General features: G+C 47.1%; 12 protein-coding genes and 1 tRNA gene. 3 read left to right on the top strand and 10 right to left on the bottom strand.

Annotated features, from left to right (window positions below; genetic code table 11):
* Window positions 1–15 precede the first annotated feature (15 nt).
* Window positions 16–1,791 carry a precorrin-3B C(17)-methyltransferase gene (gene cobJ / locus QUA03_RS05725; protein ID WP_333210437.1) on the top strand — a complete coding sequence of 592 codons (1,776 nt, stop codon included), beginning with the start codon at window positions 16–18 and terminating at the stop codon, window positions 1,789–1,791.
* 527 nt (window positions 1,792–2,318) lie between these two features.
* The gene (locus QUA03_RS05720) at window positions 2,319–3,104 is read left to right on the top strand and encodes a hypothetical protein (protein WP_333210435.1); all 786 of its coding nucleotides are present in this window, start codon (window positions 2,319–2,321) and stop codon (window positions 3,102–3,104) included.
* Window positions 3,105–3,288: 184 nt separating this feature from the next.
* Here the strand turns inward: QUA03_RS05720 and QUA03_RS05715 are convergent, their stop codons facing one another.
* The 10 genes from QUA03_RS05715 to QUA03_RS05670 form a co-directional block, all read right to left on the bottom strand.
* Entirely contained in the window at window positions 3,289–4,050 is a 762-nt protein-coding gene (locus tag QUA03_RS05715; protein ID WP_333210433.1) for a nucleotidyltransferase domain-containing protein, read from the bottom strand.
* A 45-nt stretch (window positions 4,051–4,095) separates the two neighbouring features.
* Window positions 4,096–5,046, bottom strand: a complete 951-nt coding sequence (locus tag QUA03_RS05710; RefSeq protein ID WP_333210431.1) for a DNA polymerase beta superfamily protein — start codon at window positions 5,044–5,046, stop codon at window positions 4,096–4,098.
* 103 nt (window positions 5,047–5,149) lie between these two features.
* Window positions 5,150–5,554 (bottom strand): putative toxin-antitoxin system toxin component, PIN family, encoded by a 405-nt coding sequence (locus QUA03_RS05705; protein WP_333210429.1) that lies wholly within the window; start codon window positions 5,552–5,554, stop codon window positions 5,150–5,152.
* Window positions 5,551–5,916 carry a hypothetical protein gene (locus tag QUA03_RS05700; protein WP_333210427.1) on the bottom strand — a complete coding sequence of 122 codons (366 nt, stop codon included), beginning with the start codon at window positions 5,914–5,916 and terminating at the stop codon, window positions 5,551–5,553. The genes QUA03_RS05705 and QUA03_RS05700 overlap by 4 nt, the downstream gene beginning before the upstream one ends.
* Before the next feature lie 190 nt (window positions 5,917–6,106).
* Window positions 6,107–6,178 (bottom strand) — tRNA-Val (locus tag QUA03_RS05695).
* A 125-nt stretch (window positions 6,179–6,303) separates the two neighbouring features.
* The gene (locus QUA03_RS05690; protein ID WP_333063857.1) at window positions 6,304–6,516 is read right to left on the bottom strand and encodes a DUF2839 domain-containing protein; all 213 of its coding nucleotides are present in this window, start codon (window positions 6,514–6,516) and stop codon (window positions 6,304–6,306) included.
* 65 nt (window positions 6,517–6,581) lie between these two features.
* Complete coding sequence (locus tag QUA03_RS05685) at window positions 6,582–8,090, bottom strand: helicase C-terminal domain-containing protein (protein ID WP_333210425.1); 1,509 nt, start codon at window positions 8,088–8,090, stop codon at window positions 6,582–6,584.
* A gap of 22 nt (window positions 8,091–8,112) precedes the next feature.
* Window positions 8,113–9,642: a pentapeptide repeat-containing protein gene (locus tag QUA03_RS05680; RefSeq protein WP_333210422.1), complete on the bottom strand. Its 1,530-nt coding sequence runs from the start codon at window positions 9,640–9,642 to the stop codon at window positions 8,113–8,115.
* 79 nt (window positions 9,643–9,721) lie between these two features.
* Window positions 9,722–11,284 carry a pentapeptide repeat-containing protein gene (locus QUA03_RS05675; protein WP_333210420.1) on the bottom strand — a complete coding sequence of 521 codons (1,563 nt, stop codon included), beginning with the start codon at window positions 11,282–11,284 and terminating at the stop codon, window positions 9,722–9,724.
* Window positions 11,285–11,380: 96 nt separating this feature from the next.
* Complete coding sequence (locus QUA03_RS05670; RefSeq protein WP_333210419.1) at window positions 11,381–12,943, bottom strand: pentapeptide repeat-containing protein; 1,563 nt, start codon at window positions 12,941–12,943, stop codon at window positions 11,381–11,383.
* 38 nt (window positions 12,944–12,981) lie between these two features.
* On the opposite strand from QUA03_RS05670, the gene QUA03_RS05665 reads away from it, so the two are divergent.
* Window positions 12,982–13,821, top strand: coding sequence for a prephenate/arogenate dehydrogenase (locus QUA03_RS05665; RefSeq protein WP_333210417.1), 840 nt, complete (start codon window positions 12,982–12,984; stop codon window positions 13,819–13,821).
* Window positions 13,822–13,859 lie beyond the last annotated feature (38 nt).

Genomic DNA, 13,859 nt, shown 5'->3' with positions numbered 1-13,859 from the left:
CACATAATTAAAACCGTGAATCGAATACCTCCCGCAATAGTTATATTAGGTCAAAACAGCCTGCCGATCGCCAAAAAAATCTCCGCCCATTTCCCCGGTTCCCAGATTTACGGTTTAATCGATCGCACTTCCAACACAGACATCAACTTTAGCAACTTCGGCGAAACATTGCGGGAATTGTTTGCAACAGAAACCCCAATCATCGCCATCTGCGCCGCCGGAATTATCATCCGCACCCTCGCCCCGCTGCTGTCAGACAAACGCGCCGAACCGCCAGTTTTAGCCGTCGCAGAAGATGGAAGCGCCGTAGTACCGCTGTTGGGCGGTTTGCACGGCGTTAATGATTTGGCCAGAGAGATTGCAGCAGCCCTCGGCGTACAACCTGCAATTACCACCACCGGAGATATCCGCTTTCGCACCGCGCTGCTGAGTCCTCCCCAAGGCTATTATTTAGCGAATCCAGAGGACGCGAAGACTTTTATTTCAAATTTGCTCGCCGGGGCAAAAGTACGCCTAGAAGGTGCTGCAAGCTGGCTTTCCGAGAGCAATTTGCCGTTAGCGAAGCCCTCGAAGAGGATCGCCCCCGACGCAAAATTGACTATCCGCGTCACCGAAAAAGCAATTGCGCCAACGCCCGATTGTTTAGTTTACCATCCGCAAATTGTGGCAGTTGCACTCACAAAGCTATCGAATATTGAGCCGGAAATAGCGATTTCATTAGTGCAGCAAGTCTTGGAAAATGCAGGTTTAGCAGCAGCTTCCGTTGCGGGATTTTTTGCATTAAAAGATGAGATGGGAAATCCGGCACTTGAAGCAGTTTCACAATATTTTAAAGTCCCCGTCCGCTTTTTCAATCTCTCCGAACTTGTCGAATTAGACTCAATTGAATTCATCGAAAATAAGGCCGCACAAATTGCCCTGACAGCAGCCGGTGCAAACAGTCACTTAATCGAGTCCGATCGCCCAAACGCAGTCAATTGCGCGATCGCCCTGGCCGCCGAACCCATAAATGCTAGCGCGATCGGAATTAGTCGCGGCAAACTGGCGATCGTCGGTACCGGCCCCGGAGGCGCGCCCTGGATGTCCCCGGAAGTTAAGGAAATCCTGCGCGAAGCCACGGATTGGGTGGGTTACAAATTTTATCTCGACTTAGCCGGAACCCTGCGAGAAGGACAAAAGCGGCACGATTCCGACAACCGCGAAGAGATCGATCGCGCGCGTTTTGCCCTAGATTTAGCAGCATCAGGAAAATCTGTCGCCGTCGTTTCGTCGGGAGATCCGGGTATTTTTGCGATGGCTGCAGCGGTGTTTGAGGCGATCGACTTTGATGCTAAACCCGAATGGCAAGGCATCGATATTCGGGTGGCACCGGGTATTTCAGCCATGCAGGCGGCCGCTGCTGCGATCGGAGCACCTCTGGGACACGATTTTTGCGTGATTTCGCTTTCGGATATTCTCAAGCCTTGGGAGGTCATAGAACAGCGGATTGCTGCTGCTGCTGCTGCCGATTTAGTTATGGCATTTTACAATCCCATCTCGAAACAGCGGATTTGGCAACTCGCAAGGGCGATCGAGATTTTGTTGCAAAGTCGCGATGCTAATACCCCCGTCATATTGGGGCGAAACCTCGGCCGGCCCGGTGAATCTGTGCGCGTTTGCACCCTCGGCGAATTCCAGCCGCAAGACGCTGACATGAGAACTTTAGTGATTGTCGGTTCGAGTCAAACTCGGATTATTCCCCGCAAATATGGAGATGTTTGGGTTTACACACCGCGCAAGTACGAAAAATAAGTAAAGCAGCAAAAACTTCGGAAATCAGCAATTGACTGAAAGCTAATTGACTTTGACAAGGAGATTTTTTGATCTCGCTGGGGGAAGTCTAGGTTAACAAATGGCGGCGAATCACTCGATCGCGATCGACCTCTTATTTCCTCTCAGGGTTTTCACTCTCGATTAATGAGTGATGGCCTTTGATTACAGACATCCTCGGTACTGAGGGATCTCGGCTTCCTGAAGCCGAGTTTCTCTGGCAGATATCGATCGAATTTAGATATCGACTCAACCGTAGTAAGGATTTCAGCTTCTTTTTTGGAGATATCTAATTTACATCTCAGGAAACAAAAAAAAATTATATAGCCACCATAAAATTAAGGGCGATCGAGGTCTGCTAAATTCCTTAATCCTACGATAATCCTACGGTTACAACAAAAATAAGGCCTTCACCCAGATGAGTCTTCTGTGTCTTTGGGTAGACCGATTTTTTTTTGTCTGTTGATAAGATTCTCTTAAACAAAGCTTAAGAGAACGGTTAAAAGAACATGAAATTCCAAATCCCTTTAGCTCCTAGGGCTGTAACCCAATTTTTGCTTCGAGTGGTGACCTGTCTAGTTGTACTATCTTCTTTAAGTCACATCAATCTGCACTTCTTCCCGGATTCCCCGTTTGCAGCCTACTTTTCAAAGGCATTCAACGTTGATTATGAGCGGAACCTTCCAAGCTTCTACTCTGTTTTGGCATTGCTGTTTAGTTCTCTCTTGCTGGGTGTGATTGCCTATGCGAAAAATTTGGATAGCTGTCGTTACAAGTATCACTGGAAAATTTTATCATTCATATTTTTATATATATCTATAGACGAAGCTGCTCAATTTCACGAAAAATTGATTGACCCGATGCGAAGCCTGCTAAATGCCACAGGAATTCTTTACTTTACTTGGGTTGTGCCGTTCGGTTTTCTGGTAGCGATATTTCTATTATCCTATAGTAAGTTTGTGTTCCACCTTCCTGTTGCCACAAGAAAATTGTTTGTTGCAGCATCCGCTATTTATATTGGAGGAGCAATGGGGGTGGAACTGCTAGGGGGATACCTAGCTTCTACAACGGGGATGCAGGATTTATCCTACGCCATAGTAGTGACCCTTGAAGAGTCATTAGAAATGGTGGGAATCGTTGTATTTATCCACGCCTTGATTTCATATATCAAGACCTATCTAGGTGGAGTAAGTTGGAATATTTACATACCAGGAAAAAACGCACAAGTTACCGATGAGCAAAATCTCGGCATACCTGTCCTTAGCGAACCCGCAAACAGAAACCTATCAAGGTAAATTACTTGGAACCCGGTTTGATGGACGACAAAAATGCTGCATTATGGCCTTTGATCAGGATAAGAAACCCGCTTTTTTTGGTACTGATGTGTCCTGGACTGGAGATTCTGTGATCGGCGGCGCACCAAACGACTAATATATAGGTTGCTTGCTGCACTAAACGACTAATTAGGGGTGAAATAGGTTAGTTCACAGATGACATCCTCACCTTTATCAGAAAATCGCTAAGAGCAACCTTTGCATGAGGATTTGATGGCAAATGACTTGTAAAACTTGCATCTTCTAATATATTAATTAGCCGATCGCGCTCTTGCTGATAAAATTCAATATCTGTATCTTCCAGCACAGATTTTTCCTCCCCAGCCAGCTTGCGATCGATCAAATCAGGAATATACGACAATTTGAATTTATCGTTAAGTTTCACCAAATTCGCCTCGACTTCCCCCGTTTGCATCAAGTGAATCCCAGCCAGCAACACCCGGTAAACGTACAGCAGCGGCTTAACCCGACGCGGGCGTTCTTTCTCAAACAATTTCCATTGAGTTTGAGCAAAACCGAGATAATGGTGGCTGTGGTGCTTGGTAATGCAGTTCGAGGCGATATCCTTTAATTCCTCGTGTTCCTTTGTACTGTAAACTATTAGCGGCGAATACAGTTGTTCCAACACGTAGCCGTTGCGCTTCAACAGCAACTCAAAAAATTTCTTAATGTCGTGAGTTACTAAATCGAGTTGCATTCCCTCCCGAACTTCAGAAACTTCGATTGTTTCTTCTCCAGAAATCAGTCCAATTACTTTCGGTAGCGGCAAAATGTGTACTCCCCGCAAGTCGAAGTCAGAATCTGCGGAAGGAAAGCCGTATAAGTGCGAACCGCTGACAGTCGCAAACAGCAGCGGGTAAGGTTGAACGGAGATAATTTGGGCGAGATTCGAGATGTATTCTGTCATATATTCCAGTCCATGCAGGCGGGCTTTGTTTCACAAGAAGCGATTTCAAGATCCGATTTCGATCGCACCTCTGCGAGATTTAATCAAAAACAGGTTCGCTTTCTCGTAATTAGGACGTTCTGGCAGCTTAGTTGCAGCAAAAGCGCGATCGAACTCAGCGTGCAAACTCAACCGCCAGCGATTCACCTCATCCCAGGATACTTCTTGGTTGCGGATAGATAAAAGTTGCGATCGATAATCCTGCACGCGAACTGGTACAAACCCCTCCTTGAGCACCGTAATTCCTGACAGCAACAAGCGAATTAAGTGCATCGCGTGCTTCCAACGAATTTCCCCGGTATTGCGGAGGTCTTGCTCCATTTTTTTAAATTGAGACAAAACGTAGCTATTGTAAGTTTGATAAACCAATTGAGAAAGAAAGATTTCCCTAATTTCGAGCAATTCTTGTGCTACAGGAGAAACCGTTTCTACTAAAGGCGTGTACAAACATTCTAGCACATTTGGATTAGCTTTTAGTGCCAAAACTAAAAACTTTTGCAGTTCCCAATAGCATTCCTGATTTTCCTTATTTTCCAATTGTTCTGGAATGCCGTAAAGCGACCAATGAAGGATTGCAGGCGGCAGGTAAATCCCGCGTCTGTCTGTATCGGATTGCTCGTTATCAAGACCATAAGCTCTGGAACCAACAATGCAGCGGTAAATTACAGAATCATAGAGGTTGTATTCTGCAAGAAAATCTCCTCCTGACTGCAATCCTTCGCTCTGAAACTGCTTGCGGATACTGAGTTCGTGCCGCCGCAGACTAACTTGTGTTCCGTCTGGGAGTTTGACTAAATATGCGTGGGAATTGTCCGTAGGCGATTGAACGATGACGCCTACTAATCCGGGTTTCCAAGGTTGGTCGCTGGCGGGGTTCTTGACCTCGATTTTGGTGACAACTTGGGTTCCTGCGGGGATGATTAAGTTGAAATTTTGAGGAAGATTGGCATTTGCCATGAGGAAACCTCCTGCGGGGCACGAGTTACGATATTAGTGTAGCATAGATGTAGTATACAATGGGGTTTTGGGCGATCGCTGTTTTGGCTTTGTTGAACAATGTCTAATTCATGATCGATTCTGCAAAAAGAGAAACAGAAATAATTAACGTATTTCCTAAACTCTGAACTTCCGTAAAATCGCGATCGCCTGTAATTAAAAAATCAGCATGAGCAGAGAGTGCACAAGCAATAAACTTAGCATCTTTTTGATCTCTAGGAAAATCAATTTCTATAGATACATCAATGAGTTTGGTTGAACCTTGAATCAAATTCAACCATCTTTCTTTCTGAACATCTGTTAATTTTAGTTTTCGTCTACTTAATACCTCCTGATACTCTGCTAAAATTTCTTCGGAAACTACCCATTCATAATCAGGTTGATTGATAACCCAGCTAATAACAGAAGCTGGTTTTCTTCCAGCGATTGCCGCAGATACTAAAATATTAGTATCTATAACAACTCTCATTCTCCACTCCGATAAGCTGCAATTTCTTGGGCAATTTCTTCATCAGTTAAAGGATGATCGGCGTGTAAAGCCTGGATTTCTTCACATAAGTTGCTAAAATCTTCAGCTAAAGCTTGTCTGTGCGGATCGGGCTGATAACTCTTCTTAAGTTCCCGGCTAATTTGAATTTTTTCTGCGAGTAACTCTTGTGCAGGTTTTCCTGAAAGAATCGTTACTACTTGCCGAGGTAGATTAAGATGCTGTTTTTCTGACAAAGCTTTTAAAGCATCAGTAATTACCTGATCGGGGGTTGTATATTTCCCTGTTTCTAACTGTTGTTGCAATAACTTTTCTTGTTCTGAGTTCAGAATTATTTGGATCATACAGTTACCTCTCTAAATAATCTCACGCCGTTTGAGATCTGTAGGGGTGAAGCATTTGGACGACAATTTATGTTGAAAACCTGTAATTTTATCCCCGAATACTTTACGCTCCAACATGGATCGCGCGATCGCACTCCGACAGGATATTTTATTTTTTGGAGATGTCTAATGAGTCGCCATAAGTTTTGAATGGGCAATACAGGATTTGAACCTGTGACCCCTTCCGTGTGAAGGAAGTGCGCTACCACTGTGCTAATTGCCCGCAGATAATTACCATACCATACCAAGTCCAAATTCGCAACTAAAATTTTCCTAAAAAATCAGCCGCTTGTTTCCGAGTTGAACTCGACACAATGCCAAGAATACAGGCATTTGTCGAGTCTGGCATCAGTTAACCTGCCACCAACCCGCCGAGGGGCCGACAAACCGCACTACAATCCACCAAGCCACCAAAAGACTAATCCCCATCCAGCTACCGCGACTTGTCCACTTCACAAAATCTTCGCTTTGGGTTTTCGTGATTGGCAGCCAGGGAACGATGCGCTCTTCTTTACCGTATTCGTCGCCGATCGACTCTTTGCGACGCTTAGCTTCACCCATAATCTTTGTCTACTAAATTAGATTTCAACTAGATACCTAACCAAATTATAGGCCAACAGGTCATCTCAAGCCTGCGTCAGCCAAGTCGTATCCAAATAATCAATCCTCGCAAAAGGACTCAAAGCCGCTAAAACCTGCTGTCCATAACTGCGGTGAATCACCCTGCTGTCGAAAATCGCCACTACCCCTTGACGTTCTCGCACCGGCGCGATCGCCCGTTGCAACTCATTCAGCGCCGCCGGCAGCAAATACAACCGAAACCAATCCTTGCGCCGTTCCTTATAATAAGCCACACGCGCCGTCACCAAAGGATTCTCCAAAGAAGGTAGCGGCAAAGTTGCGATCGCCAGCAAGTGAGGCGCCCTCAATTCCCCCTGATGTTCTCGCCAAAACTCCCACCCCGTCACCAAAATCGCATTCTCCCCCACATCTGTTTTTTCAACCTGCACCCTAGAACCGAACTCAGAAGCCAAAATCGCCGCCAGCCTAGCCTTCAGCGGTACATCACCCACAATCAGCACCGTTAAACCCGCCACCGACGCGCTCATCAACAGCAAAGTCCGAATTTCTTCAATTAAAACACCCTGAAATTCCGGCGTATTTGGCAGCGGCAGCCAGTTGGGAATGTACAGTTGAATTAATTCACTTTGTCGATCGGGCGAAAACTTAACGCTCGTCAATTCTGGCAGTCCCAGCATTTCCCGGAAAATCGGAGCCTTCGGTTCCACATCCACCGCCCCACCAATCAACACCACCGGCTGATCGTCCCAAATTTTGCTCAAAACCTCCCCCACCTGCACCGGCGCGCAGTACAGAGAAAATGACCCAGCCTCCCGATTAATTTCCGCCCACCGCAGTTTTCCGTTTGTTTCCCACCGCTGCCAAAAATTGCTCCAAGCAGCCGGAATTAGGGGGTTTGGCTCGATTTTTTCAAACAGCCCCTGCAAAATATTTTGCTCTGCCGTTTCCAGCAAATAGCACTCCTCTGGTTTCGCCGGATGCCGAAAGAAAGCGCGCGTTAGCAGTACCCGCCCTTGGAGGATTGCATCGGCTTCCAAAGGCTGAGATTGCATTAAATCATTCCAATCAGCCGGTTGCAAACCCGCCGTCAATTGCTGGCGCGTCCAAACTTCCAAGTCATCCACACCGTCGATAATTGTCGGAATATTGCTCGGAAGTGGCGAATCTGCTGCCAAGCGAGCCGCCAGCCAAGACTCTGGATCGGCTAGCATCAATCCTCGTCCAGTGGCATTATCGGAATAAGTCTCGATCGACCCCTCTGTTTGCAGCCACTCTTGCAAACGTGGAATTTCCACTCCTCTCAAATGCTCGATCACCCGTGTCGGCGCTACTAAAATCACAGGTTCCGGCCACATCAAAATCGGCATCAAATAGCTGACTCGATACCGCTGTCGGTAAGCTCCAGCGGGAAGCCCTGTTTGGATCAGAGCGCTGCGCCCCAAGCGCAAAGCCCGCGCCACGAGCCGCGCCATCGTTAAATGGTGGGGCCAGTGCGGCTCGGAGTGCGATCGCAGGAAGCGGAGCAATGAGTTGTGGACTTCTACCTCAATCAATCGGTTTTAAAATTGACATTTCTCACTCAACATAATCAAAACTGGCCAGAAAATCAACTACTTTTTGACCGAGAGGCAAACTGAATTTACTCGGCTGATGATTTGCACCTCCCTTCCCAAAATTCCCGTGAGAATTCACCATCAAACTCTCCTGTCCCGAACTAATTAAAATAGTTTGGGTAGGCGACTCAAAAAACTTTGTGGGCTGACTCAATCGTGATATATTAGAGACCAAATTTATCAACTCATTTAATTTATTTGTAGCTGCACTCAATGCTTTACGCAATTGCAATATTCGTTCCTCCTCCAACTTTTGACTTTCAATATTTTTGCCTATAACCATAATATTTCTCTGAGTTTGTACGGCATCCTTAAAAGGAAGAATCGCTAAAAAAGCTGCTGGCAATAAATGCTCATCGCTCTCAAATCTAAAAGTTAGAGTTGTGCGGCGGTAGCCGACTTCAATATTAGGAGGAAAATTCATTGCCCGGTAATGCCGAGCTATTTCGCTGTAAGCTGTTGCTAAAGTGCTGTTTGCTGAGTAGTCTAAAAGTGAGTCAACCACAATTTGCACTAACCCAGGCGTGTGATTTAAAAATTTTCTCGATTCTGACGGCGAATTAAATTGTTGAATCTGAGTGCGATCGCCTGCGGGGCTGAGGTCAACCCACTGGCAAGTAATATCATCTGCAATGATGCCACACCGAGCAACCAAATACAGTTTTGCTCCTGTTAAAGTTGCTCCCCTCAAATCAGCGCCCACCCAATCTGCATTAATCAAATTTGTTTCTGTCAAATCAGCGTGAACGAAACTAGCACTTCCTAAATTAGTATTTCTTAAATCGGCTCCGTTAAGGTTAGCTCCGCTCAATTTAGCAAAGCTCAGATCCGCGCCGCTGAGGTTAGCTCCCGTCAAATCAGCCCATTTAAGGTTAGCTCCGCTCAAATTGGCACTGCTAAGATTCACCTGTTGCAATGAAGCTTGTCTCATATCGGCATTGCTCAAATTGGCGCCGCTAAGTTCTGCTTTCGTCAAATCTGCGCCGTGTAAGTTAGCTTCTTGAAAGTTAGCTGAAACAGCCGAAGCACCTCTGAGATTTGCACCGGACAGGTTAGCACCTGACAGGTTAGCTTCCGTCAGTTTTACCTCTCTTAAATCTGCTTCAGTCAGGTTAGCGCCGCTGAAGTTAGTTTTGCTGAGTTCGCAGCGGACTAATTCGCTTCTAATCAGGGATGCTCGGATTAATTGAGCTGCACTTAAATCGGCTCTCACTAAGTTTGCTACGTTGAGAGTAGCCCCGTTTAAGATTGCCCGCGAGAGGTTGGTACTGCTGAGTCTAGCCACATTCAGGTTCGCTTCGCTCAAGTTAACTTCGCTCAAGTTAGCACCGCTGAGGTTGGTAACAAATAAGCTAGCCCCCTTTAAAATTGATTGGCTGAGATTGATGCGGCTGAGATTAGCTTCATTCAGGTTGATTCCTGTGAAATCTCTGTCGCCTTCAGTATATCTTTTGACGATTGCAAATCGTTTGAGCAGTTCTTCAGCTTCCATTTGTTTACCTGAATAAAATGGCGATCGGCTAACTTTTATATGGCATAAATATAAATAATATCAAATTCATTTATAGTATTTACTCACCGAGCTGATAAAAGCTTTTGACAAACTCAATGACCGTATTTAGAGGCGGGGTGGTAAATCTTTGCGCTTTAATTGCAGGACTGATAGAGGTTTTGTTGACTCCCGGTAAATTTGTCAAGTTTCTGCCAAAATCTGGGTGATAGTGAATCATCAAAGTTTCGGCGCTGGAGTTAGCGAGTACAGTTTGGGTAGGTGATTGGAAAAAAGTTGACATCGGTTCGCGATCGAGGCGAATCGGCTGAATTTTCATTTCCCCTATTTTTCTCATTGTTTTGGTCAGGGCTACGTTTAATTGCACTACCATATTTGAAACTCGGACGCCCAGGTTATTACCACTTTGGGGTTGAATCATCTTGATCAAAGTAATCAAATTTTTCTGAGTAAATGCTGCATCACTAAAGGGAACAATCGCAACGAAAGCTGTGGGAAATAGTTGCTCGTCCTGCTCTATTTTAAATGATATGATTGTGCGTCTGGAATTAACTTCGATACTGGGAGGATGATTCAAAGCAGGGTATTGACGGGCTATTTGGCGGTAGGTAGCTGCCAGGACAAAGTTAGCATCGGGGTCGAGGGGTCGATCGACAATAATTTGAACTGTCGGCGGTGTAGCATTGAAAAACCTTTGAGATTCTTCTGGGGTAAAGCGCTGAATGTGGCTGCGATCGCCGTTAGGACTGAGGTCAACCCAATCGCAGGTAATGTCATCTGCTTTCACATCAAACCTAGACACAGCGTAAATTTTTGCCCCCGTCAGGGCCGCCCCCGTCAAATCTGCACCCACCCAATCAGCGTGAATCAAATTCGCTTGAGTCAAATCCGCGTGTACCAGAGTAGCGTTCAACAGATTGACATTGCTCAAATTTGCCCCGTACAAGTTGGCCCCGCTCAATCTCGCTTCATCCAAGTCAGCACCGGTCAGGTTCGCCCCGCTGAGGTCAGCCCACCGGAGATTAGCGCCTCGCAAGTCAGCGCCGCTAAGGTTTGCCTGAGACAGATTAGCTTGTCTGAGTTCGGCATTGCAGAGGTTTACTCCTCGCAAGTCTGCCCTGCTGAGGTCGGCTCTGTGCAAGTTGGCCCGTTCCAAGTTGGCCGCTGTTAGAAAAGCGCCTCTCAGGTGAGCCCCGCTGAGGTCGGCTTGCTCTAGATTGGCTTCTCTGAGGGTTGCTTCTCTCAAATCTGCTTCGCTGAGATTTGCACCGGTCAAGTTAGCACTGCTGAGGTTTGCTCGAATCAGTTCGGATCTGATCAGTGTAGCTTCAACGAGTTGGGCTTCGCTGAGGTCGGCTCTAATCAAGTTGGCTACGTTGAGGATAGCGCCGCTGAGGTTGGCTTTGTGGAGATTAGCACCGCTGAGTCTGGCAACATTAAGTTTGGCTTTTCTCATGTTGGCGTTTGACAAATTGGTGCCGCTCATGTTGGTGAGGCTCAAGATTGCCTCACTGAAATTAGCCCCGCTGAGATCGATCCTGCTGAGATTTGCCTCGCAAAGGAGGATGGCAGTAAAATCTCTTTCTCCTGCTGCATATTTGGTGATGAGTTCTTCGGCATCCATGCTTTTCAATTTCCCTGATGTCTTAGCTAGAACAAAGCTTTATTGTCCCAACCTTTAAACTAGAATAAGCATTTTTTGTAACTTGATGCAATATGCCTAGACATCTATATTGTGGAAGCCTTTTATAAAATCCAAAATGCTAGTGATATTAGCTTGAGCCAATTTTGTGCTTTCGGCTAACTTACCCGATGGTGAGTTACTTTGCTCGTATTTTTTAATCAGGCGTTTGCCGAAGGCAGGGTGGTGATATACGCTGAGTCTTTGATCGCGGGAATTAATTAAGCTCATCTGTGTTGGAATTTGAAAGAAATTGATGCTTTCACCGATTTTTGGAAAAGAACTGGAAATTTTGATTTGGTCTACTTTGCTGATAGCTTGGTTGAGAGCTTTGCTGCATAACTGGACGTGTTTAGATTCTTTGACGTTAAGTTTGCCTGCATCGTGGGATTGAATCATTTTCATCAAAGCTATTAGGTTTTTTTGAGTTATGGCAGCGTCGTTAAAAGGAATAATGGCAACGTAAGCGGTGGCAAATAATTTATCGTCGCTGTCCATTTTAAACGCGAGTACGGTGCGCCTGGAGCTGACTTCGATCGTGGGAGGCTGACTTAAACTTGGGTATTGTTGGGCAATTTGGTAATAAGTTGCAGCTAGTGCAAAATGAGCGCCTTGGTCTAAGGGCGAGTCAATCACAATCCGAACTGTGGGCAAGGTTTCATGAAAAAATTCCTGGGTTCCTCCCGAGTTCAACCAGTAAATTTGGCTGTGGTCGCCGTTGGGGCTAAGATCAACCCACTTGCAGGTCATGCCTTCGGTTTTGATGCCCAGCCGCGAAACTGCGTGAAGTTTTGCTCCGGTTAAGGTGGCTCCGGTTAAGTCGGCTCCAATCCAGTCGGCGCGGATCAGATAGGCATTTGTCAGGTCGGCGTGAACTAAGCTGGCATTCAGCAAGTTGGCGTGGCAGAGGTCGGCTCGGCTGAGGTCGGCACCGCTCAATTTGGCTTCGCTGAGGTCGGCCCAGCGGAGATTGCAGCCGCTGAGAATGGCCCAGCGCAAATTGACGCCGCTGAGGTCGGCGCCGCTGAGTACGGCTTGAGTGAGGTTGGCTTGTCTCAGTTCTGTGCCTCGCAAGTCGGCGCCGCTGAGGTCGGCTCGGCTAAGGTCGGCGCCTTGCAGGTTGGCTTGTTCGAGGTTGGCTTCTGTCAAGCACGCGCCGCTGAGGTGAGCGCCTCGAAGGTTGGCTTGAGCGAGGTTGGCTCCTCGAAGGGTGGCTTCGGTGAGGGTGGCGCCGCTGAGGTTTGCGCCGCTGAGGTTTGCGCCGCTGAGTTCGGCTCGAATGAGCTCGGCTCTGATCAGTTTGGCTCCTATGAGTATGGCTTTTTTGAGGTCAACTCGCACTAGATAAGCGACGTTGAGGTCGGCGTCGGTGAGGTCGGCGCCGCCTAGATGGGCGCCACTGAGTCTGGCGATGTTGAGTTTTGCACCTGTGAGGTTGGTTTTGCTGAGGTTTGCTCCGCTTAGGTTTGCTACACTCAGATTCGCACCCTTGAGGTTGGCTCCGCTCAAGTTGACGCCGCTGAGGTTGGCCTCAGTCAGGTTGATTCCGGCAAAATTTCTTTCTCCGGCGGCATATTTTTTCAGGAGTTCCTCGACTGTCATGGGGGCGGCACCGTATCAAATATCCCCATTTTATTGCTATGAATATCGGTATTGTAGGACTAGGTTTAATTGGCGGCTCGATCGGGCTGGATTTGCGATCGCGCGGGTTTAATGTTTTTGGGGTTTCGAGTCGGCAGCAGACTTGCGATCGGGCGCAAGCTCGCGGTGTTGTCAATGAAGCCAGCATAAACCTGTCTCTGATGGCAGCAGCGGATGTGGTTTTTATTTGCACGCCACTGGGGTCGATCGAGTCGATCGTCAGAGAGTTGGTGCCCTATCTTTCCCCTGATACTATTGTAACCGATGTCGGTTCCGTAAAAACACCCATAGTGCAGGCTGTGTCTCCTCTGTGGCCGAATTTTGTAGGGGGACACCCGATGGCGGGGACTGCTGAAAGCGGGATTGAGGCGGCGATACCGGATTTGTTTGTGGGCCGGCCTTACGTGGTGACGCCGACTGCCCAGACGCCGACGCTTGCGGTGGATAAGGTTGAGGAAATTGCGCGGTTGCTGGGTGCTAAAGTTTACCGATGTGAGCCGGAAGATCACGATCGAGCTGTGGCTTGGATTTCTCATTTGCCACTCATGGCGAGCGCGACGCTGGTTGCTGCCTGCGATCGAGAGGGCGATCGGGATATTGTTAATTTAGCCCAACATTTGGCGAGTTCGGGTTTTCGGGACACGAGCCGCGTTGGGGGCGGCAATCCCGAGCTGGGAGTCATGGTGGCAAAGTACAATCGAGAGGAATTATTGCGATCGCTCTCTATTTACCGCGACAGTGTTGACGAGTTCATCAGCGATATTGCAGCCGAAAATTGGCAAGCTCTCGAACAAAAGCTGAAGCTGACTCAACAAGCGAGAGAGAATTACCACTTGTGAGCCAAATATTACTTAAAACAGTCCTCGTCTAGATTATG

The organism is Microcoleus sp. S36b_A4, assembly GCF_036700645.1.
Lineage (GTDB): Bacteria > Cyanobacteriota > Cyanobacteriia > Cyanobacteriales > Microcoleaceae > Microcoleus.
This window is presented reverse-complemented; position numbering and strand designations above follow the sequence as displayed.

Coding starts and splice junctions, on each gene's coding strand:
- QUA03_RS05720 (WP_333210435.1), top strand. CDS start 2,319: ATGAAATTCCAAATCCCTTTAGCTCCTAGGGCTGTAACCCAATTTTTG.
- QUA03_RS05715 (WP_333210433.1), bottom strand. CDS start 4,050: ATGACAGAATACATCTCGAATCTCGCCCAAATTATCTCCGTTCAACCT.
- QUA03_RS05710 (WP_333210431.1), bottom strand. CDS start 5,046: ATGGCAAATGCCAATCTTCCTCAAAATTTCAACTTAATCATCCCCGCA.
- QUA03_RS05705 (WP_333210429.1), bottom strand. CDS start 5,554: ATGAGAGTTGTTATAGATACTAATATTTTAGTATCTGCGGCAATCGCT.
- QUA03_RS05700 (WP_333210427.1), bottom strand. CDS start 5,916: ATGATCCAAATAATTCTGAACTCAGAACAAGAAAAGTTATTGCAACAA.
- QUA03_RS05690 (WP_333063857.1), bottom strand. CDS start 6,516: ATGGGTGAAGCTAAGCGTCGCAAAGAGTCGATCGGCGACGAATACGGT.
- QUA03_RS05680 (WP_333210422.1), bottom strand. CDS start 9,642: ATGGAAGCTGAAGAACTGCTCAAACGATTTGCAATCGTCAAAAGATAT.
- QUA03_RS05675 (WP_333210420.1), bottom strand. CDS start 11,284: ATGGATGCCGAAGAACTCATCACCAAATATGCAGCAGGAGAAAGAGAT.
- QUA03_RS05670 (WP_333210419.1), bottom strand. CDS start 12,943: ATGACAGTCGAGGAACTCCTGAAAAAATATGCCGCCGGAGAAAGAAAT.
- QUA03_RS05665 (WP_333210417.1), top strand. CDS start 12,982: ATGAATATCGGTATTGTAGGACTAGGTTTAATTGGCGGCTCGATCGGG.